This window comes from Myroides sp. C15-4 (assembly GCF_050522745.1).
GTDB lineage: Bacteria > Bacteroidota > Bacteroidia > Flavobacteriales > Flavobacteriaceae > Flavobacterium.
Genome location: NZ_JBMVQX010000001.1, coordinates 161,000 through 179,852, shown reverse-complemented (window position 1 = coordinate 179,852; position 18,853 = coordinate 161,000). Strand labels below are relative to the sequence as shown.

Annotated in this window: 16 protein-coding genes and 1 tRNA gene; 14 read left to right on the top strand and 3 right to left on the bottom strand. The window is 38.2% G+C overall.

The window, feature by feature from the left end; translation table 11 throughout:
* The first annotated feature begins 3 nt into the window (after positions 1-3).
* From murD to ACPDHL_RS00820, 11 genes are all read left to right on the top strand, one after another.
* Positions 4-1,335, top strand: coding sequence for a UDP-N-acetylmuramoyl-L-alanine--D-glutamate ligase (murD, locus tag ACPDHL_RS00870; protein ID WP_430530919.1), 1,332 nt, complete (start codon positions 4-6; stop codon positions 1,333-1,335).
* Positions 1,336-1,359: 24 nt separating this feature from the next.
* Positions 1,360-2,601 (top strand): FtsW/RodA/SpoVE family cell cycle protein, encoded by a 1,242-nt coding sequence (locus ACPDHL_RS00865; RefSeq protein WP_430530953.1) that lies wholly within the window; start codon positions 1,360-1,362, stop codon positions 2,599-2,601.
* Positions 2,602-2,607: 6 nt separating this feature from the next.
* On the top strand, positions 2,608-3,702 hold the full coding sequence (gene murG / locus ACPDHL_RS00860) for an undecaprenyldiphospho-muramoylpentapeptide beta-N-acetylglucosaminyltransferase (protein ID WP_430530918.1): 1,095 nt from the start codon (positions 2,608-2,610) through the stop codon (positions 3,700-3,702).
* A gap of 3 nt (positions 3,703-3,705) precedes the next feature.
* Positions 3,706-5,055: a UDP-N-acetylmuramate--L-alanine ligase gene (gene murC / locus ACPDHL_RS00855; RefSeq protein WP_430530917.1), complete on the top strand. Its 1,350-nt coding sequence runs from the start codon at positions 3,706-3,708 to the stop codon at positions 5,053-5,055.
* A 4-nt stretch (positions 5,056-5,059) separates the two neighbouring features.
* A complete protein-coding gene (locus tag ACPDHL_RS00850; RefSeq protein WP_430530916.1) occupies positions 5,060-5,797 on the top strand; it encodes a cell division protein FtsQ/DivIB in 738 nt (245 codons plus the stop codon).
* An 8-nt stretch (positions 5,798-5,805) separates the two neighbouring features.
* On the top strand, positions 5,806-7,251 hold the full coding sequence (ftsA, locus tag ACPDHL_RS00845; protein ID WP_430530915.1) for a cell division protein FtsA: 1,446 nt from the start codon (positions 5,806-5,808) through the stop codon (positions 7,249-7,251).
* Between the two features lie 15 nt (positions 7,252-7,266).
* Positions 7,267-9,315, top strand: coding sequence for a cell division protein FtsZ (gene ftsZ / locus ACPDHL_RS00840; RefSeq protein ID WP_430530914.1), 2,049 nt, complete (start codon positions 7,267-7,269; stop codon positions 9,313-9,315).
* 232 nt (positions 9,316-9,547) lie between these two features.
* Entirely contained in the window at positions 9,548-10,408 is an 861-nt protein-coding gene (locus tag ACPDHL_RS00835) for a hypothetical protein (protein WP_430530913.1), read from the top strand.
* 2 nt (positions 10,409-10,410) lie between these two features.
* Positions 10,411-11,109: a hypothetical protein gene (locus ACPDHL_RS00830; protein WP_430530912.1), complete on the top strand. Its 699-nt coding sequence runs from the start codon at positions 10,411-10,413 to the stop codon at positions 11,107-11,109.
* A gap of 249 nt (positions 11,110-11,358) precedes the next feature.
* Entirely contained in the window at positions 11,359-11,811 is a 453-nt protein-coding gene (locus ACPDHL_RS00825; RefSeq protein WP_430530911.1) for a GatB/YqeY domain-containing protein, read from the top strand.
* A 12-nt stretch (positions 11,812-11,823) separates the two neighbouring features.
* Positions 11,824-11,897, top strand: a tRNA-Arg gene (locus ACPDHL_RS00820).
* Positions 11,898-12,238: 341 nt separating this feature from the next.
* On the opposite strand, the gene ACPDHL_RS00815 is transcribed toward ACPDHL_RS00820, so the two are convergent.
* From ACPDHL_RS00815 to ACPDHL_RS00805, 3 genes are all read right to left on the bottom strand, one after another.
* Complete coding sequence (locus ACPDHL_RS00815) at positions 12,239-12,574, bottom strand: heavy-metal-associated domain-containing protein (RefSeq protein ID WP_430530910.1); 336 nt, start codon at positions 12,572-12,574, stop codon at positions 12,239-12,241.
* Positions 12,575-12,595: 21 nt separating this feature from the next.
* Positions 12,596-14,839, bottom strand: a complete 2,244-nt coding sequence (locus tag ACPDHL_RS00810) for a TonB-dependent receptor domain-containing protein (protein ID WP_430530909.1) — start codon at positions 14,837-14,839, stop codon at positions 12,596-12,598.
* 78 nt (positions 14,840-14,917) lie between these two features.
* Positions 14,918-15,400: an HYC_CC_PP family protein gene (locus ACPDHL_RS00805; protein ID WP_430530908.1), complete on the bottom strand. Its 483-nt coding sequence runs from the start codon at positions 15,398-15,400 to the stop codon at positions 14,918-14,920.
* 128 nt (positions 15,401-15,528) lie between these two features.
* Here ACPDHL_RS00805 and ACPDHL_RS00800 point away from each other — a divergent pair, with 128 nt between their 5' ends.
* From ACPDHL_RS00800 to ACPDHL_RS00790, 3 genes are all read left to right on the top strand, one after another.
* Entirely contained in the window at positions 15,529-15,990 is a 462-nt protein-coding gene (locus ACPDHL_RS00800) for a GAF domain-containing protein (RefSeq protein ID WP_430530907.1), read from the top strand.
* 139 nt (positions 15,991-16,129) lie between these two features.
* A complete protein-coding gene (gene rpsO / locus ACPDHL_RS00795; RefSeq protein WP_002987657.1) occupies positions 16,130-16,399 on the top strand; it encodes a 30S ribosomal protein S15 in 270 nt (89 codons plus the stop codon).
* 170 nt (positions 16,400-16,569) lie between these two features.
* Positions 16,570-18,753 carry a polyribonucleotide nucleotidyltransferase gene (locus ACPDHL_RS00790; protein WP_430530906.1) on the top strand — a complete coding sequence of 728 codons (2,184 nt, stop codon included), beginning with the start codon at positions 16,570-16,572 and terminating at the stop codon, positions 18,751-18,753.
* Positions 18,754-18,853: the final 100 nt, after the last annotated feature.

Below are 18,853 nucleotides of genomic sequence, written 5' to 3'. Positions count from 1 at the left end.
AAAATGAGGGTTGTTATTTTAGGAGGAGGAGAAAGTGGTGTAGGAACAGCTTTATTGGCCGTTGAAAAAGGATATGACACCTTTGTTTCAGATTATGGAGTAATTCAAGAGAAGTATAAAGAAGTTCTTATACATAATGCCATCGATTGGGAGGAAAAACAGCACACAGAAGCTAAAATAGTAAATGCTGATGTTGTAGTGAAAAGCCCTGGGATACCAGATAAGGCGCCAATCGTACAAAAAATAGTAGCAAAGGGAATTAGGATAATCTCAGAAATAGAGTTTGCTTACCCTTTTAATGATGCGTTGTCCGTTGGCATTACAGGTAGTAATGGAAAAACGACAACTACGATGTTAACTTACCATTTATTACAGCAAGGTGGACTCAATGTCGGTGTTGGTGGAAATATTGGTCAAAGTTATGCGGAGCAAGTAAAGGTGGATCCTGCAAAATGTTATGTTTTGGAGTTGAGTAGTTTCCAGTTAGATGGAATAGAAACCTACAGACCCCATATTGCAGTAATCACTAATATTAGTCCAGATCATTTAGATCGATACGACTATAAATATGAGAATTATATCGCTTCAAAATTTCGAATTACGATGAATCAGACAGCAGATGACTATTTGATTTATGATTATGACGATGTAGAGATTCAGAAATGGCTGAGCGAGCATGAGGTAAAAGCACAGAAGTTACCTTTTTCTATCAAACATAAGTTAGAACGAGGTGCCTATGTGGAAGACGATAAAATTATAGTGAATATGAGTGATGAAAAATTTGTATTACCTATTAAGGACGTGGCACTAGAAGGGATGCACAACGTAAAAAATGTTATGGCAGCAACAACAATAGCGCAGTTAAAGCGAATTAGAAAGAATGTAATACGAGAAAGTCTATCTGATTTTCAAGGTGTGGAGCATCGTTTAGAAAAAGTGCTGAAATTAGAAAATGTTCAGTACATCAACGATTCAAAAGCAACCAATGTCAATGCTACTTTCTTTGCTTTAGAAAGCATGAAAACACCAACAGTTTGGATTGTTGGAGGTGTAGACAAAGGAAATGATTACGATGAGTTAATGCCCTTGGTGCGTGAAAAAGTAAAAGCGATTGTTTGTTTGGGAATTGACAACCAAAAAATAAAAGCCGCCTATGAAAAGGTAGTCGATGATCTGGTTGAAGTACAATCCATGCATGATGCTGTTGTTCAGGCAAAAGCATTAGCTGAAGGCGGAGACACCGTTTTACTATCACCCGCATGTGCGAGTTTTGATTTGTTTACCAGCTATGAAGATAGAGGAAAACAGTTCAAAGAAGAAGTATTGAAATTATAAAATAAAATAAAGAAAAGGTAGATGATGAAAAAACTACTTTCATTGTTGTACGGAGATAAGATTATATGGGCATTAGCAATTTTATTGGCCATGCTGTCTTTTTTACCCGTTTATAGTGCGAGTACGAATCTAGTTTACACCATCGGAACAGGAAAGGCAACCACCGATTATTTGTTTCGACATTTCGTTCATTTATTTATTGGAATTTGCATCATGTGGTATTTTCACAAAAGAGATTATGCGCTCTTTCGGAAAATTGCCATCATCGGTATGCCCATTATTGCATTGATCTTGTTGTACACCTTATTAAAGGGAAATACAATTGGAGGAGCCAATGCAAGTAGATGGTTGAAAATCCCCTTGTTGGGACAATTTCAACCCTCTTCTACAGCGGCAATTATCTTGCTTATGTATGTGGCGCAATACCTTACAGGAATTAAAGATGAAGTAGTTACGTTTAAAACGTCCTTTTGGCAATTATGGGTTCCCGTATTGGTCATTATTGGATTGATTTTACCCGCTAACTTTTCCACGGCAGCCTTGATCTTTTGCATGGTCTGTGTATTGGTGTTTATTGGAAAATATCCCTTTAAATACTTGATGACAATCATCGGAATCGGTGCCTGTTGTATGCTTGTATTCGTTCTAGTAGCTAAAGCTTTTCCAGGAGCATTCCCCCATCGGGTGGATACTTGGATTAGCCGTATTGATCGCTTTGCTGGCCCCGATGATGGAACCCGAGATTTATATCAGGTAGAAAATGCTAAAATGGCCATCGCTAATGGTGGATTGTTCGGGGTTGGTCCTGGTAAAAGTGTATTGAAAAACTTTTTACCTCAATCTTCCTCCGATTTTATCTTTGCTATCATTGTAGAAGAATGGGGATTGCTAGGCGGATTTAGCATTTTAGGGATCTACCTCTTGCTTTTTTATCGCTTTCTCATTGCTGTGCACAAAGCACCTACCCTCTTTGGAAAGTTATTGGTAGCAGGATTGGGGTTTTATCTCATCTTCCAAGCGTTAATCAATATGGGAGTAGCCGTTTCACTTTTACCAACAACAGGACAAGCTTTGCCGTTGGTTAGTAGTGGTGGAACAGCAATCTGGATGACGTGTTTTGCCATTGCTGTTATTCTCAGCGTGACCAAAAAAGAAGCGGAAGTACAAGCAGAAGAACAAAAAAGACAAGAAGAAGAGCAAATGGAACAAGAAATGTTGCATGATTTGCACTTAGAACGATTAGAAAAAAATAGTATAGAAGAATAAAAGCAAATGGAACGTAAACCGAAGTTTATAATTAGTGGCGGAGGAACAGGAGGACATATTTTTCCTGCATTGGCAATTGCCGACGAATTAAAGGCGAGATTTCCTGAAGCAGCTATTCTTTTTGTAGGAGCAGAAGGGAAAATGGAAATGCAACGCGTACCCCAAGCTGGCTATCCCATCGAAGGATTGTGGATTTCGGGTATTCAACGCAAATTGACCCTCGATAATTTGATGTTTCCTTTTAAGTTGTTGAGCAGCTTGAAGCGATCTAGAAAAATTATTAAAAATTTTCAACCCGATGTTGTTATTGGTACTGGTGGATTTGCAAGTGGAGCAGTGGTAAAAGTAGCAGCAGGAAAAGGAATTCCAACGCTTATACAAGAGCAAAACTCATTTCCGGGGATTACCAATAAGTTATTGGCAAAAGAAGTAGACAAAGTCTGTGTGGCCTATGATGGATTAGAACATTTTTTTCCGGCACACAAAATTATAAAAACGGGAAATCCAGTTCGTCAGGGGTTACTCGATATAGCAACAAAAAGAGACGAAGCCATCAGTCATTTTGGATTAGATTCATCAAAAAATACACTGTTGGTTATTGGAGGAAGTTTAGGCGCACGTAGAATAAACCAATTGATAGAAGAACAATTGCCCTTGTTTAGCGAAATGGGGATTCAATTGATCTGGCAATGTGGAACGTTCTACTACGAGGAATACAAACAATATGAGTCAGCCGCTGTACGCGTATGTGCATTTGTAGATCGAATGGATCTAGCCTATGCCGCAGCAGATAGTATTATTTCTCGTGCAGGAGCATCTTCAGTATCGGAGCTAGCATTAGTGGGAAAGGCAGTACTGTTTATTCCTTCACCTAATGTAGCAGAAGATCATCAGACCAAAAATGCGAGAAGTATCGTCGAACAAGATGCAGCACTTTTGATCAAAGAAAGCGAGTTGAATGAAAAGTTTGTTTCGACTTTTCAAGACTTGTTTAATGATAAAGAAAGACAGAAGGCTTTGGGACAAAAGTTTAGAACACTAGCTTTACCCACTGCCACAAAAGAGATAGTAGATCAGATCGTAGAATTAATGAAGAAGTAAAAAATGGATATAAATAGCATTAAGAGCGTATATTTTATTGGAATTGGAGGCATTGGTATGAGTGCTTTGGCTCGTTATTTTAAGTTCATTGGAAAAGAAGTTGCAGGATATGATAAAGTATCTACGCAATTGACACAAGAATTAGAAGCCGCAGGTATTGAGATTCACTACGAAGATAGCGTAGACTTAATCCGCGAAAATTATAAAGAGGTAGTCTCAACTTTAGTTGTCGTTACTCCAGCAGTGCCTCAAGAGCATACAGAGTGGAATTATTTCAAAAACAATCAATTTGAAATTAAAAAACGCGCGGAGGTTTTAGGCATAATTACCAAAGATACCTACTGCTTTGCGGTAGCAGGTACGCATGGTAAAACAACAACAACGAGTATCTTAGGGCATTTGTTGTTTCAAGCGGGATTAGATGTAACCGCTTTTGTTGGTGGAGTAGTTGAAAACTATCAAACCAATTTAATCGGAAGTGGTAAAACCATTACCGTTGTAGAGGCAGATGAATTTGATCGTTCTTTTTTGCGCTTGTTTCCCAATGTAGCCTGTATCACTTCAACAGAAGCGGATCACTTGGATATTTTTGGAACAGCAGAACAGATGCTTGTTGCATTTGAGGATTTTGCGCAGCGATTGCCAGATGCTAATAAACTCTTCGTTACAGAAGCGGTGAGTTTAGATGGAATTCAAGTCGGATTTGGTCCTACTTGTAGCTATAGAGCGACGAATGTAAAGGTGGTAGACGGCTGGTATGTGTTTGATCTTGTAACACCGAAAGAAACCCTTCAAGACGTTTCTTTTGGATTGCCAGGAAGACACAACCTATCCAATGCTTTAATGGCTTTTGCTATGGCAAGTGATTACGGCGTGGATTCGCAAAAATTAATTGAAGGGTTAAAGAGCTTTCGAGGAGTACGCAGAAGATTCTCTTATAAAATAAGAACAGAGAACCTAATCTACATCGATGATTATGCACATCACCCAACTGAAATTAAAGCGGCTAGCCAAGGGGTACACGAAATGCACGGAGACAAGAAAATTGTCGCCGTATTTCAACCACACTTGTACAGTCGAACAAGAGATTTTATGGATGAATTTGCCGAAGCACTTTCGACGTTTGACAATGTGATTTTGCTGGATATTTATCCCGCACGCGAATTGCCAATCGAAGGAGTTACTTCAGCGAAATTGTTGGAGCAGTTAACCTCTAAACAAAAAGAGCTAGTGACAAAAGAAGATTTAATCGAACATTTAAAAGCATCAGATGCGGAGATCATCTTAACCATTGGAGCAGGAGATATTGGAGAAATGGTTCAGGAGATTAAAGTAGCTTTAGAAGGAAAATAAAAAAATGAAAAAATTGTTGAAGAAAATAAAATGGTCTGATTTGCGCATCTTGATGATGCTAGGAGTCGTCTTGTTTTTATATTCTTTTAGCAATGACAGAAGTACACATCGAAACTTAAAAGGAGTAGAGATTATACTGAAGGGAGAAGAGACTCATTTTGTAACCTCTAGTGATGTAAGCGAGATTGTAAGATACCAGAGTGGTACTGTGACAGCACAGGACAGAATGACGATTGATTTGAATGCGTTAGAAAAAAGCGTATTGCAAAACAGGTTGATCAAGGATGCAGAGGTTTATCTTACTATTGACGGGTTTTTGAAGGTGGAGATTGACCAAAAAAAGGCAATTGGACGAGTGGTAGGCGAACAGGAATCCTATTATTTGGATGAGAATGGAAATAAAATGCCCTTGTCAGAAAACTATGCAGAACGCGTCATTTTAGTTGAAGGTCGTATTAAAAGCGAAGCACAGCAGGATTTAAAACAGATGTTGGAAATTATCAATGCGGATGAGTTTTTAAAACAAGAGATTACAGGGATCAGTATTCAACCCGGGGAGGTCATTTACTTGAAAAGTCGAGTGAATAAGTTTCAGATTCTATTTGGAAGCTTTAATGAAATGGAGCGTAAACTCATGAATTATAAAGCTTTTATACAGTATGCAATCGATGAAAAAATAGAAATAGATAGTTATAAAAAAATCAATCTGAAATTTACCCAACAAGTGGTGTGTTCAAAATAAAATTGAGTATGGAAAAAGAAAATATAGCTGTTGGTTTAGACATTGGGACAACAAAGATTGTCGCAATGATTGGTAAAAAAAATGAATATGGAAAGCTCGAGATTTTAGGTTTGGGAAAAGCTAAGAGTTTGGGCGTTAAACGAGGGGTGGTGAATAATATTACACAAACCATCCAATCGATTCAACATGCAGTTGCAGATGCGGAGACTCAAGCAGGCTACAAGATTAAAAATGTTGTAGTAGGTATTGCGGGTCAACACATTCGAAGCATTCAGCACAGTGATTATATTAGTCGTCCGAATCCCGATGAGGTGATTGGAGATAAAGATATTGAACAGTTGATTAATCAGGTTCAGAAATTGAGTATGCTGCCTGGTGAAGAAATTATTCACGTTTTACCACAAGAATTTAAAATAGATGGAGAACCGGGAATTAAAGAACCGGTCGGAATGTATGGAAGCCGTTTAGAAGCTACGTTTCACGTGGTAGTAGGTCAGGCTGCTTTGATAAAAAACGCAGGACGTTGTATCAAAGATGCAGGACTTGAATTAGCGGGGATTACATTAGAACCGCTTGCTTCTGCAGAAGCAGTATTGAGTCAAGAAGAAAAAGAAGCGGGTGTTGCTCTAATAGATATCGGAGGTGGTACAACCGATTTAGCCATTTTTAAAGATGGGATTATTCGCCATACGGCTGTAGTTCCTTTCGGCGGAAATGTCATTACGGAAGATATCAAAGAAGGATGTTCTATTATTGAACGTCAGGCGGAGATCTTAAAAGTAAAATTTGGTTCGGCTTGGCCAGGGGAAAATAAAGACAATGAGATTGTTTCTATTCCTGGATTAAGAGGAAAAGAACCCAAAGAAATTTCTTTAAAAAATCTTTCTAAGATAATAAATGCAAGGGTAGAAGAGATTGTGCAACTCGTTTTTTCTGAAATTAAGAGTTATGGATATGAAAATCCACAGAAAAAATTAATCGCAGGAATTGTTTTAACAGGAGGAGGATCAGAACTCAAGCACATCAAACAATTAGTAGAGTATATCACGGGTATTGATACGCGTATTGGATATCCAAACGAGCATTTAGCTGGAGATTCGAGCTTAGAAGTTTCAAGTCCATTATATGCAACGGGAGTTGGATTAGTTATGGAGAGCGAAAAACACCGCAACAAAGGAGCGGTTGCAGTTGAAGAACTGAGAGCTGTAGAAACGAAAGTCGAAACAAAACCAGAAGAGAGAAAAGTGATTTACCAAACGCCTCCAGTGGAAGCAGAAGTAAACGCACCAAAAGAGCCAGTTGAACCGGTGAGCCAACCCCGAGTGGAAGTACACCGTTCACAACCTATGGAAGAGCCAAGAGAAGCGCAACCTAGTACAGCAGACCGCTTCGAAAGTAGTTTCATAGGAAACTTTTTTAGAAAAATTAAAGAATTTATTGAAAAGCAAGAATAATAAAACGATACGTATATGGAGAATACAGATTTCGGAGGAATAAAGTTTGATATGCCTAAAAACCAATCAAACGTTATTAAGGTAATTGGTGTAGGTGGCGGAGGTAGTAACGCGATCAATCACATGTTTAAGCAGGGAATTAAAGGCGTGGATTTCATCGTTTGTAATACGGATTCACAGGCTTTAGAAAATAGTTCAGTACCCAATAAAATTCAGTTAGGGGTTAACCTAACCGAAGGACTTGGTGCTGGGGCAAACCCAGAAGTTGGACAACAATCTGCTTTAGAAAGTATAGAAGAAATTGAGAAAATGCTCGATACCAATACCAAAATGGTGTTTATCACCGCGGGTATGGGTGGAGGAACAGGAACAGGTGCAGCTCCTGTGATCGCACAATTATCAAAAGAAAGAGATATATTAACGGTTGGGATTGTAACGATTCCTTTCCAGTTTGAAGGAAAAGTTCGTCAAGAACAAGCGTTAAAAGGAGTTGATCGATTGAGAAAACAAGTGGATTCTCTTATCGTTATCAATAACAATAAATTACGTGAAGTATATGGAAACTTAGGCTTTAAGGCTGGCTTCTCCAAAGCAGATGAGGTATTGTCAACTGCTGCCCGTGGTATCGCCGAAGTTATTACGCACCACTATACGCAAAATATTGACTTAAAAGATGCAAAAACAGTATTGTCAGATAGCGGTACCGCTATTATGGGGTCGGGAACTGCATCTGGTGACAATAGAGCGAAAGATGCAATTATTGATGCGTTAGATTCTCCATTGCTTAACGATAACAAGATTTCAGGAGCTAAAAACGTATTGTTATTGATCGTTTCTGGTACGAATGAAATTACAATTGATGAAATCGGTGAAATTAACGATCACATCCAAACAGAAGCAGGTCATAATGCCAATATCATTATGGGGGTTGGTGAAGATGAATCATTAGGTGAAGCGATCTCTGTAACGATTATTGCAACGGGATTTAACTACGAGCAACAAAAGAGTATCGTTAATTCTTCGGAACCTAAAGTTATTATTCACACCCTAGAAGAAGAACAAAAAGTAGTGCGCGATTTAACGCAAACGGCAGCTGTTCCTTCTTTTGGATTTACAACACCAGATCAACCTTTGCGCGTTTCTACTCCAGAAAGCCATGAGTTAGAAATGGAAAAAGAAGAAGTACATAACGAGGTGGAAACACGTAAAGTTTTTACCTTAGAAGATGATTACGAAGGTGACAATGATAATGACGATTTTGGTGGACCTGGATTTCCAACTCAACCAACAGGCGAAGTAGAGGAATTGGCTTTTGAAAGAAGAACCGCAGATGCTGCTAATTTAGACGTATTTTTCGAAATTGTAACGCCCAAAACGGAAGAGCGTACTATCGATCAGTCGAACAATGATCCTTCAGCTGTTAAACAAAAAGATATTCGAGATATCCAAGTATTTGACCCTGAATTTGTCATTGTAACGCCTAAAAAACAAGAATCAGCTGCGCCAATTGTACACCATCTTACGGAAGAGCTAGCTGAAATCGAAATAGCTCCTGCCGAAGCAGTAAGTCGTGCGAATGAAGTAATGGCACAAGCATCAGCGAAAAAAGAAGAGATTATTCGCTTCTCTTTGGAAGACTATATGGATAAAGAAGAAGAACTATCTTTAGCTAAACCTGTAAGTACACACCAAGAGGAAATTGCGGAAGAATTTAAGTTTTCAGTACGCGCTGAGGATGCTCCCGTAGTAAATAAAGTAGAAGTAGAAGCTTCTGCTGATGATTATGACGAGATGAATCCAACAGAAATGAGCATTGAAGAATTTACCTTGAGAAGTCGTGCTGCAGAGCGCAGAAGAAAGATGAAGGATTTCAACTATAAGTTCAACAACTCAACGGCACATTATTCAGATTTGGAAAAAGAACCGGCTTATAAGCGTTTAGGTGTTGATTTAGATGAAGTAAATGACGAGAATAACAAGTCGAGAATTTCATTTGGTGTGGACGGAAATAACGATCCTAAATTGAGATCAAACAATTCGTTTTTACACGATAATGTAGACTAATACGCTATAATACAAGAGCGTTTTAATATCAAACAGTAGTAAGCTTTCGTTTACTACTGTTTTTTTTTATGTCTAAGGGAAGCTGTTCTCTTTTCATCCCGTTTTTTTTAAAATTAATGTAATTATTCAATTATTGTTGATTGATTGTTACTTAATTCGTTTAAAGTGTTCATTATGTGATTTTTAAGGTATGTTTTTTGGGTTAAATGGATTTTATTTAACCCAATTGCATATGAGGAAACTTTATTTTATTATTCCTATTTTTTTGTTGCTCTCTTGTTCCAAAGAGGATAACCCTTTGGATCAACAAAAAGTAAAGCCTGGTGTTTACAAACAAGCAACAGCCTTTTGTTATTTAGAAGATGAGCTTGGTAATTGCTACGATGGAGGCCCCCCTATTGTCTTACCTGAAATCTTAATTGGTGTTCCAGGAGCTGGTGGAGGAACGGGGATTGGCGATTTGTGGCTAGAGATGTATCCTTCCATGAGTACACTTCCCAATGATGTTGAAGGTGGAGGTGGAGGACCTCCAAATAATGGCAACTTACATAATGGAGTGGAGGTGGACCAAAATTCACCCCAATATTTAAATGTGCAAAAAATTTTAAATGATACATTAATTGTTGGTAAATTACAGGAAATTTTCATTCAGACAACTCATTCTGCATCTGCAGAGGAAGGCAGGAGAGAAGCGGGTGCTTATGTTTTTTACGATGAAGTTAGCGATAAATTATATCTCGGTACTATCAAGTATGGTGCATATGTACAAGGTGGAGCAGGAACGAGTGGGGCTGTGAATCTTGGCAATGGTAGTGTTGCATCTAATTCCGATGAGAATAATGTGATACCTCTGACAGCAGTAGCAATAGCCGTATTTCATACCCATACGCCTTTGACCTATTTGCCTGAGGATGACTCTAGAAAAGTGGGTTTTTCACCGGCAGATATAGCCTTTGCAAATCGAAATAATGTACCCATGATTTTATTGGATTATGTTGGTACAGAGGCAACAGATGGTAACTTTTATATACACGGTGGTCATTCCATAGATGACCCTTCTAATTTTATTATTTATTACCCAAATCAGCATTAATTATGAAAAAAATAGAATTATTGATTTTATCCCTGTTGGTATCGGTTGTTTCTTTTTCCCAACCCAATAGTATTTACGTAAAAACCAAATACCTAGCCGATGAGGTAATCAAGAAATTGGAGTTTACTCAACCGTATACAGTTACCGATCGTACCCCTGTTACTTTTGTAGAGAAAGAGTCAATAAAGGATTTTACAGGAAGCGAATATGCCAAGACACCTTGGTATGGCGCTACAGCAGGAAAAGAGTTTATTGTGGTTGAATATGCAGACCCTAATCAGCAAACAGAATGGGGGTACCTTTATCAAGTGTATTTCTGGAAGGATCATACCTTGCCTTTTTTTGTTAATCGAGGAGATGGTATGGGTTTAAATTTAAAGTATAATGGCACATCGCAACCGTATTTCCGCGTTCATTATGCTACGGATTTACAAATATTCAAATATCCTTCCTTAGTGGAGCCCAACCAAGAATTAACCCTTCAGTATTTAGAAAGCGAATGGGTAGATGCCAGTGATTGGGTGACGGTTACTTCTTATGAATTTAGACCTGACAAAAGTAGAGGGGTTGAATTGATCTCTAGAACAGAAGAACCCTTGAGAGGAAATATTTTAATTACGTACAAAATTAAAGTGATCGCAGATGACGCTTGGGTTATTATTGAAAAAACGCAGGATGGTTATGATCTCAATCCACTTTAAATATCATATAATTTGAATAGCCTCAATCTTGTTATGTCCTACAGTACTCTAGTTTTCAAAGGAAGATCGTTTAATCACCGATAAAATTAAAGTCATCGTAGAGGAGGCTTGGCTTGCTATTGAGAAAACAAAAGAGAAATAGGAGCTCAATACACGGTAGCATCTACAGCGATATTAAAAAGTAAAAATGGCGAAATTATCTTATTTTACCGGCTTTTTTATATCTTTGCAAAATCAAATAAAAAAGATATGAGTTTACAAGCAAATATTATGGATGCGATGAAAAGCGCCATGAAATCAAAAGATAGTGTCGCTTTAGAGGCCTTGAGAGCTATTAAAGCAGAATTGTTATTAGCGCAAACTCAATCAGGCTCTAAGGAAGAAATCAGCGAAGAGGAGGAGATTAAGATCTTACAAAAATTAGTTAAACAACGCAAAGATAGCGCTGCGATTTTTTCGGAACAAGGAAGAGCTGATTTGGTTGAACCTGAATTAGCACAGGTTGCAGTTATTGAGAAATTCTTGCCAGCACAATTGTCTAATGAAGAAGTAGAAGCGATTATTGCTAAGATTATCGCTGATGGAAATCATGCAGGAATGGCTGCCATGGGACAAGTAATGGGAATGGCATCCAAAGAATTGGCCGGTAAAGCGGATGGAAAAACAATTTCAACAATAGTGAAAACACTATTAACAAAATAATATTTTAGGTCAGTCCGCGTAGTTCAATTGGATAGAATATCAGATTTCGGCTCTGAGGGTTGAGGGTTCGAGCCCTTCCGCGGACGCAAAAAAAAAAGCACTTATGAGGACCATAAGTGCTTTTTTTGTTAAAGTTTGCTTTTTTTTGTCATAAAGAGTGGAAAATGATAAAAGTCATGTTTTATGCATGCATAGCATCTTATATTTGTAGTGTAATAAAATACAGCTATAAAGAGAAATTAAGTTTCTATTTAGCTTGCTAGTAAACGAGGTTTGAGTGTCTTGTCCAAGACGGTTTACAGTAAATAAGTAGAAATGCTATGAAAAAGAAAAAGGATATTTTGTAGTTTGTGAGTTTGGCTACAGAATAGCATATTGTTGTTTGAAAAAAAAGCACTAATCGCTAGTTAGTGCTTTTTTTGTGCTATTATCTTTCGTATTTACAACAGCTGTGCAAACCGTTGTACGCTTCATCTGTCGCCTTTACTGCTGCTGTATCGTGTCCTGCTTTAGCAATGGCATTTTGTACTTCTTTTCCCGTTGTTTTTTTAGGGTTCAGGTAAACTGTTAGTTGCTGATCAGCAATTGACCAATCAACAGAGCGAACTCCTTTTACATCTAAAGCTGCTTTTTCGATGCGTTTTTTGCACATTTCACATTGTCCTTTTACAGCAATTACTTGTTTGGGTTGTTCTTTTTCTTGCGCTGATACAGCTGCACTAGTAAGAAGAACTAGAGTTAAAGTGGCAACTAATTTTTTCATATTGTAATTCGTTTAAGTTAATTAATCAAGTTTAAAGCGCAATCCTGCATAGTACATGGAACCAGCAATTGGAGCGTAGACCATCGACGTGTCAAAATCTGCGTCAAAAGGATTCTGTGCATTGACAATTGGATTGCGTTGTTTGTAGTTTCCTATATTCTCACCTCCTACATAAAATTCAAATTGAGGAGAAAATACTTTAGTGATCTGAAAGTTCATTAAGGAGTATGGATTAGATTCCTTTTTCATTTGATTGACAGTAGCATATTGTGCTGTGGAGGTAATACGCTGTTTACCTAGCCAATTATATGTAAAATCAAACTTCCAATGCGCACCGTTCTCTTGCTCATTTGTCGTGTATTCCACGTTTGCAAATAATCGGTGTTTGGGTTGATAGGCCTTTTCAAATGTACCCGTTTTTTGTTCTGTCGCAATATCGTAATACTTATAAGCAGAGCGCAAGTTTAAATTGCGAGCGAGGTTGTAGTTGACTTCTAGTTGAAAACTATTCGCATAGGATTTACCATCTAGGTTGTAGAATAACACTTGATGGGCATCATAATCGGCATCAACAACAATTTGATTTTCAAAATCAGTGCGATAAAAGTCTAACGTAACATCACCTTTTCGTCCAATTAGATGGAAGTTTTGGGTAAAACTCAACCCATAGTTCCAGGCAATTTCAGGATCGAGGTCATAGGTTTTTCCGTTGTTGCCTTCAATTTGAAACAGGCGATTTGTCGCTAAGAAGAGTTGATTCTCTGCAAAAATATTAGCTAGGCGTTTTCCCCTTCCTATAGAAGCACGCAATACGCTATTTTCCCACGGATTATAGCGCAAGTGTAAACGCGGCGTAGCAAATGCTCCCATACGGTTGTGGTAGTCCACTCGCATACCCGCGACAATACTAAAGTCAGTCGTATTGTCATAGGTATATTCATAGAATGCTCCTAAAGCATTGTCCGTGCGATTGAAATTCCCATCAATACCTGGCACAAAAACTTGTTCGGTATATTGATCTAAGGTAAAACTAATCCCTGTTGTAAATTTGTGTAAGGTATTACTGATAATGGAGTTGAATACAAAATTGGAATATAGACTATTCTGTTTGATATCGTAGCGATTTAACCCAAAATAAGAATCTTGCTTGTGGTAGTTGTATGCCACTTGAATTCCCGCACTTTGAAATGGTAAATCTGGAAATACATAACCGAGTTTGGTCGATAAATCTAATTTTTCGGTATTGATTTCAGATCCCCAAACAGTCGTTGATCCTTTGTCTTTATTCTTGTCAAAGTCAACTTGCCCAGCTACTTTATTGTCTTTCATATAGCGAGCGGTAATAAAATTGACAAGGCCTTTTTCGGCGTTGATATACTGCCAGCGGTTCATCACGTTGATTTGTTCTCCTTTGGGCATGTCTAAGAACCCATCGTGATTTTTGTCGTGATCTCCTGTTCGTAAATTGCCGTGAATAAAGAGAGAAGAACTCCATTTGTCATTGATATGATAGTTGCCATGTACGTTAGCTTCAAAACGCTCATCGGTAGATCCATATAGGTTGACGAACAAAGGACGATCCGTTGCCGGTTTGATTAATTCGGTATTCAATTGACCGGAAATACTCTCATATCCGTTGATCACAGTTCCTGTCCCTTTCGTCACTTGAATGCTCTCTACCCAGGTTCCTGGGGTAAAAGTCATCCCATATATTTGAGAGGCTCCGCGAACGGAAGGGATATTTTCTTCGGCAATTAAGATATACGGACTTGTTAAGCCTAACATTTTAATTTGTTTGGTTCCTGTGATGGCATCCGTATAATTGACGTCTATTGAGGGATTGGTTTCAAAAGCTTCTGAAATGTTACAACAAGCCGCTTTCAATAGCTCACCACTATTCATGGTGAAACTATTCGTTGTTCCCTTGATTGAGCGACTGGTATTGCGTTGTTTGGTCTTAATAATGACCTCTTCTAAAGACTCTTCAGGTTGTAGGACAATATGATAGGATTGGTTGGCCTTTACTGCTACCGTTTGGCTTTTATAACCAATATAAGAAATTGTTAGGGGCTCATGTTCTATATAGTTGAGCGTAAATTTTCCTTCCATGTCCGTGGCTACCCCCAAAGAGGCATTAGCATAGAAAACAGAGGCTCCAATTACTGGCGTATGGGTTTCATCTACCACTTGTCCTGTAATTGTTTGTTGTGCATATAGCGAAGTTCCTGCAGTAAATACTACAAGAGTAACTAAATTTTTTATCATTTTTTACGAATAAATAGTAATACATAATAGGGGTTTGACCTATAAATAATGGGGTCAAACTAAAATGTAAAACAAAATTTAGGCGTAAAAGACTAAGCGACAATAGAGTTGATAGAGTGGAGGGGCATTGGCCTCCAAGTAATAAGCTAGTGTTTCCTGTTTCTGAGTAGGAACGTACGCCCATGGCGTAGTAAGTGTTGTCCAGCTGTAGTCAGGTAAGATAAAATCGAAATGAGGAGCATAAACCTGTTGAATGTTGTGATCTGATGGATTGGATTTAATCAACTCATCTTGGCAACATTTTTTATCTGCAAATTTCTTTACGGGTTGTTGAACAGGTTTTTGAGTGGAACAACAAGACTTTTCTTCGTGTTGCTCTTCTGCTTTCATTTCTGCTTCCATCATGCATCCTGTTTCCTGATGTGCTTGATGGGTATGCGTATAACGCAGCGGACTGTAATGCGCTTCGCCTTGACAATAGTGCACACTCATTGACCATCCAATATTCGAGAATAGGAAGATCAATAAAAATAGCATACTGACAAGTTGTTTCTTTAGCATGAAACAAAAATAAGAAAAAAAGCACTATTTTGACAGGATAGAAAGTTTTTTGTATAAAATATAGGCCTGAAAAAAGAAAAAATGCCTAGAAGGAATCCCTTATCTTTGGTGACTAAAAACAAAACAAGATGCAAACGATATATCAAACACTATTAGCAGAAGCCCAACAAATTATAGCTAGTGAAGCCACAGTGACAGAAAAATTACAACTCATTTGCGAGGTATTGGAAAAGCGCATAGCTCACTATGATTGGGTAGGGTTTTATTTTGCAGATACTGAAAAACGCGTATTGCACTTAGGTCCATATAAAGGAGAAGCAACGGATCATACACTTATTCCTTTCGGAAAGGGAATCTGTGGGCAAGTGGCAGAAAGTAATCAAACCTTTTTGGTAGAAGATGTCACGGCTCAAACCAATTACATTGCTTGTAGCCTGACGGTAAAATCTGAAATTGTCGTACCTTTATTCGTTGCGGGAAAGAATATTGGGCAGTTGGACATTGATTCACATACGTTGAATGCCTTCACAATAGAGGACCAAGCATTCTTGGAAACGCTTAATGCGTCCATCGCTTCTTTATATGTATAAATAATTGCCTGTGAGGAGATTATTATTTTTTTTAAAATAAATCGTGAACTGTGATGTAGATTTAAAAAATAAAATTACCTTTGCAATTGAATTTTAGAACACTAGAATTCGTACATAAAAATCATTAAAGAATATTGGCATGTATTTAACAAAAGAAAAAAAGGCTGAGATCTTCCAACAACACGGAGGTGTAGCTGCAAACACAGGATCTGCAGAAGGACAAATTGCTTTGTTCACTTACAGAATCTCTCACTTAACTGAGCACTTGAAAAGAAATCGTAAAGATTACAACACGGAGCGTTCATTAGTTCTTTTAGTAGGTAAAAGAAGAAGACTTCTTGACTACTTAAAGAAAACTGAGATTAACAGATATCGTGAGATCATTAAAGTATTGGGTATTAGAAAATAATCAATATAGGAAAGAGGTGCCTGCGCGCCTCTTTTTGTTTTTTTGCCTTTAGCAGAGTTAGATCTGGTTTTTCATTGGGTTTCATATACTACACAACACACAACACAACACACACAACACATTTTACGTCTCTCTTCGGAGAGACAGAAACCCTAAAGTATTAAATTATTATGATTCCTAAGGTAACCAAAGAAATTATCGATTTAGGAGATGGACGTAGCATCTCAATCGAAACTGGGAAATTAGCGAAACAAGCAGATGGATCTGTTGTTGTTCGTATGGGAGACTGTATGCTTTTAGCTACAGCAGTTTCTGCGAGAACAGCTAACCCTGGTGTGGACTTCCTTCCTTTAACTGTAGATTACAGAGAAAAATTCGCTGCTGCTGGACGTTTTCCAGGAGGCTTTTTTAAGCGTGAAGCGCGTCCGAGTGACCAAGAAGTATTAACAATGCGTCTAGTTGACCGTTGTTTACGTCCATTGTTCCCAGATGACTACCATGCTGAAACACAAGTGATGATTCAATTAATGTCACATGACGAAAATGTAATGCCTGATGCATTAGCTGGTTTAGCTGCTTCTGCAGCCTTAGCTGTGTCAGATATTCCTTTTTACAATTCAATCTCTGAGGTTAGAGTTGGACGTGTAGACGGACAATTTATTATCAACCCATCTAGAGAGCAGTTAGATGCTTCCGATTTAGACATGATGATCGGTGCTTCGAAAGACTCTGTTTGTATGGTAGAAGGTGAAATGAGAGAAATTTCTGAACAAGAAATGATTGATGCAATTAAATTTGCACATGATGCCATCAAAGTTCAAATTGAAGCACAAGAAAAAATGCGCGCAGCATTAGGACTTACATTCCGTGAGTACGAAGCTGAACCAACAGATGCTGAGGTAGAAAAAATCGTTCACGAGGCAGCTTACGCTAAATTGTACGAAATCGCTTCTCATGCAAGTGCAAAGAGTGAGCGTGGTGAGAAATTCGATGAAGTTTACGAAGAAGTTAAAGCCTTATTCTCTGAAGAAGATTTAGAAGAAAAAGCAGAATTAATCAGCACGTACTTCAAGAAAACACAAAAAGAAGCAGTACGAAACCTGATCTTAGATCAAAATATTCGTCTTGACGGACGTAAGACTACAGAAATTCGTCCTATTTGGAGTGAAGTAGATTACTTGCCGTCTGTTCATGGATCCTCTATCTTTACACGTGGTGAAACGCAAGCGTTAGCAACAGTAACATTAGGTACATCAAGAGATGCGAATATTATTGATTTACCAAGTGAGCAAGGAGAAGAGCGTTTTTACTTACACTATAACTTCCCTCCATTCTCAACAGGTGAAGCAAAACCATTAAGAGGTACATCACGTAGAGAAGTAGGTCATGGTAACTTGGCACAACGTGCGTTGAAAAACATGATCCCTGCTGATTGTCCTTATACTATCCGTTTAGTGTCTGAAGTATTAGAGTCAAACGGTTCGTCTTCGATGGCAACAGTTTGTGCTGGTACATTAGCCTTAATGGATGCAGGTATCCAAATTACAAAACCAGTTTCTGGTATTGCTATGGGATTAATCTCAGATTCAAAAACAGGTCGTTGGGCTGTCTTGTCTGATATTTTAGGTGATGAAGATCACTTAGGAGATATGGACTTTAAAGTTACAGGTACAAAAGACGGTATCACAGCTTGTCAAATGGATATCAAAATTGATGGATTAGCTTATGAAATTATGGAACAAGCGTTGAAACAAGCGCTTGATGGACGTCTTCATATCCTAGGATTATTAGAAGAAACGATCGCTGTTCCAAATGCAACAGTTAAACCGAAAGCGCCAAAAATTGTTACAGTTACTATCCCTAAAGATTTTATCGGTGCAGTTATCGGACCTGGAGGTAAAAATATTCAAGCCCTTCAAGCAGATACAGGTACAACTATCGTGATTAACGAAGAAGGTGACTTTGGTGTAATCGAAGTATTAGGTACAGATGCAGCAGGTATGGACCGTGCATTAGCTTCTATTAGCAACACAATCTTCTCTCCAGTGGAAGGAGAAGTGTACAAAGTGAAAGTAGTAAAAATGCTTGACTTTGGTGCAGTAGTAGAATTTGTACCTGGAAAAGAAACCTTACTTCACGTGTCTGAATTCGATTGGAAACGCATCGAAAATCCAGCAGATGTATTGAAGATTGGCGATGAGTTAGAAGTGAAATACATGGGTGTTGATCCGAAAACGAAAAAACCAAAAGTTTCTAGAAAAGCATTGATGCCACGCCCTCCAAGAGAAAATAAACCAGAAGGTAACAACAAGCCAGAAGGTGCTCAAGGAGCAAAACGAGAAGAAAAAAAATAAGATAAAAAACACCTCAATTGAGGTGTTTTTTTGTTTACGGTTAGCTGTTCACCGTTTACGGCAAATGTAATACCGCAAGTACGCATAGTATTAGTACAAG

Excerpts from the sequence above, each read along its gene's own strand:
- murD (WP_430530919.1), top strand. The coding sequence starts at position 4 with ATGAGGGTTGTTATTTTAGGAGGAGGAGAAAGTGGTGTAGGAACAGCT.
- ACPDHL_RS00865 (WP_430530953.1), top strand. The coding sequence starts at position 1,360 with ATGAAAAAACTACTTTCATTGTTGTACGGAGATAAGATTATATGGGCA.
- murG (WP_430530918.1), top strand. The coding sequence starts at position 2,608 with ATGGAACGTAAACCGAAGTTTATAATTAGTGGCGGAGGAACAGGAGGA.
- murC (WP_430530917.1), top strand. The coding sequence starts at position 3,706 with ATGGATATAAATAGCATTAAGAGCGTATATTTTATTGGAATTGGAGGC.
- ACPDHL_RS00850 (WP_430530916.1), top strand. The coding sequence starts at position 5,060 with ATGAAAAAATTGTTGAAGAAAATAAAATGGTCTGATTTGCGCATCTTG.
- ftsA (WP_430530915.1), top strand. The coding sequence starts at position 5,806 with ATGGAAAAAGAAAATATAGCTGTTGGTTTAGACATTGGGACAACAAAG.
- ftsZ (WP_430530914.1), top strand. The coding sequence starts at position 7,267 with ATGGAGAATACAGATTTCGGAGGAATAAAGTTTGATATGCCTAAAAAC.
- ACPDHL_RS00835 (WP_430530913.1), top strand. The coding sequence starts at position 9,548 with ATGAGGAAACTTTATTTTATTATTCCTATTTTTTTGTTGCTCTCTTGT.
- ACPDHL_RS00830 (WP_430530912.1), top strand. The coding sequence starts at position 10,411 with ATGAAAAAAATAGAATTATTGATTTTATCCCTGTTGGTATCGGTTGTT.
- ACPDHL_RS00825 (WP_430530911.1), top strand. The coding sequence starts at position 11,359 with ATGAGTTTACAAGCAAATATTATGGATGCGATGAAAAGCGCCATGAAA.
- ACPDHL_RS00815 (WP_430530910.1), bottom strand. The coding sequence starts at position 12,574 with ATGAAAAAATTAGTTGCCACTTTAACTCTAGTTCTTCTTACTAGTGCA.
- ACPDHL_RS00810 (WP_430530909.1), bottom strand. The coding sequence starts at position 14,839 with ATGATAAAAAATTTAGTTACTCTTGTAGTATTTACTGCAGGAACTTCG.
- ACPDHL_RS00805 (WP_430530908.1), bottom strand. The coding sequence starts at position 15,400 with ATGCTAAAGAAACAACTTGTCAGTATGCTATTTTTATTGATCTTCCTA.
- ACPDHL_RS00800 (WP_430530907.1), top strand. The coding sequence starts at position 15,529 with ATGCAAACGATATATCAAACACTATTAGCAGAAGCCCAACAAATTATA.
- rpsO (WP_002987657.1), top strand. The coding sequence starts at position 16,130 with ATGTATTTAACAAAAGAAAAAAAGGCTGAGATCTTCCAACAACACGGA.
- ACPDHL_RS00790 (WP_430530906.1), top strand. The coding sequence starts at position 16,570 with ATGATTCCTAAGGTAACCAAAGAAATTATCGATTTAGGAGATGGACGT.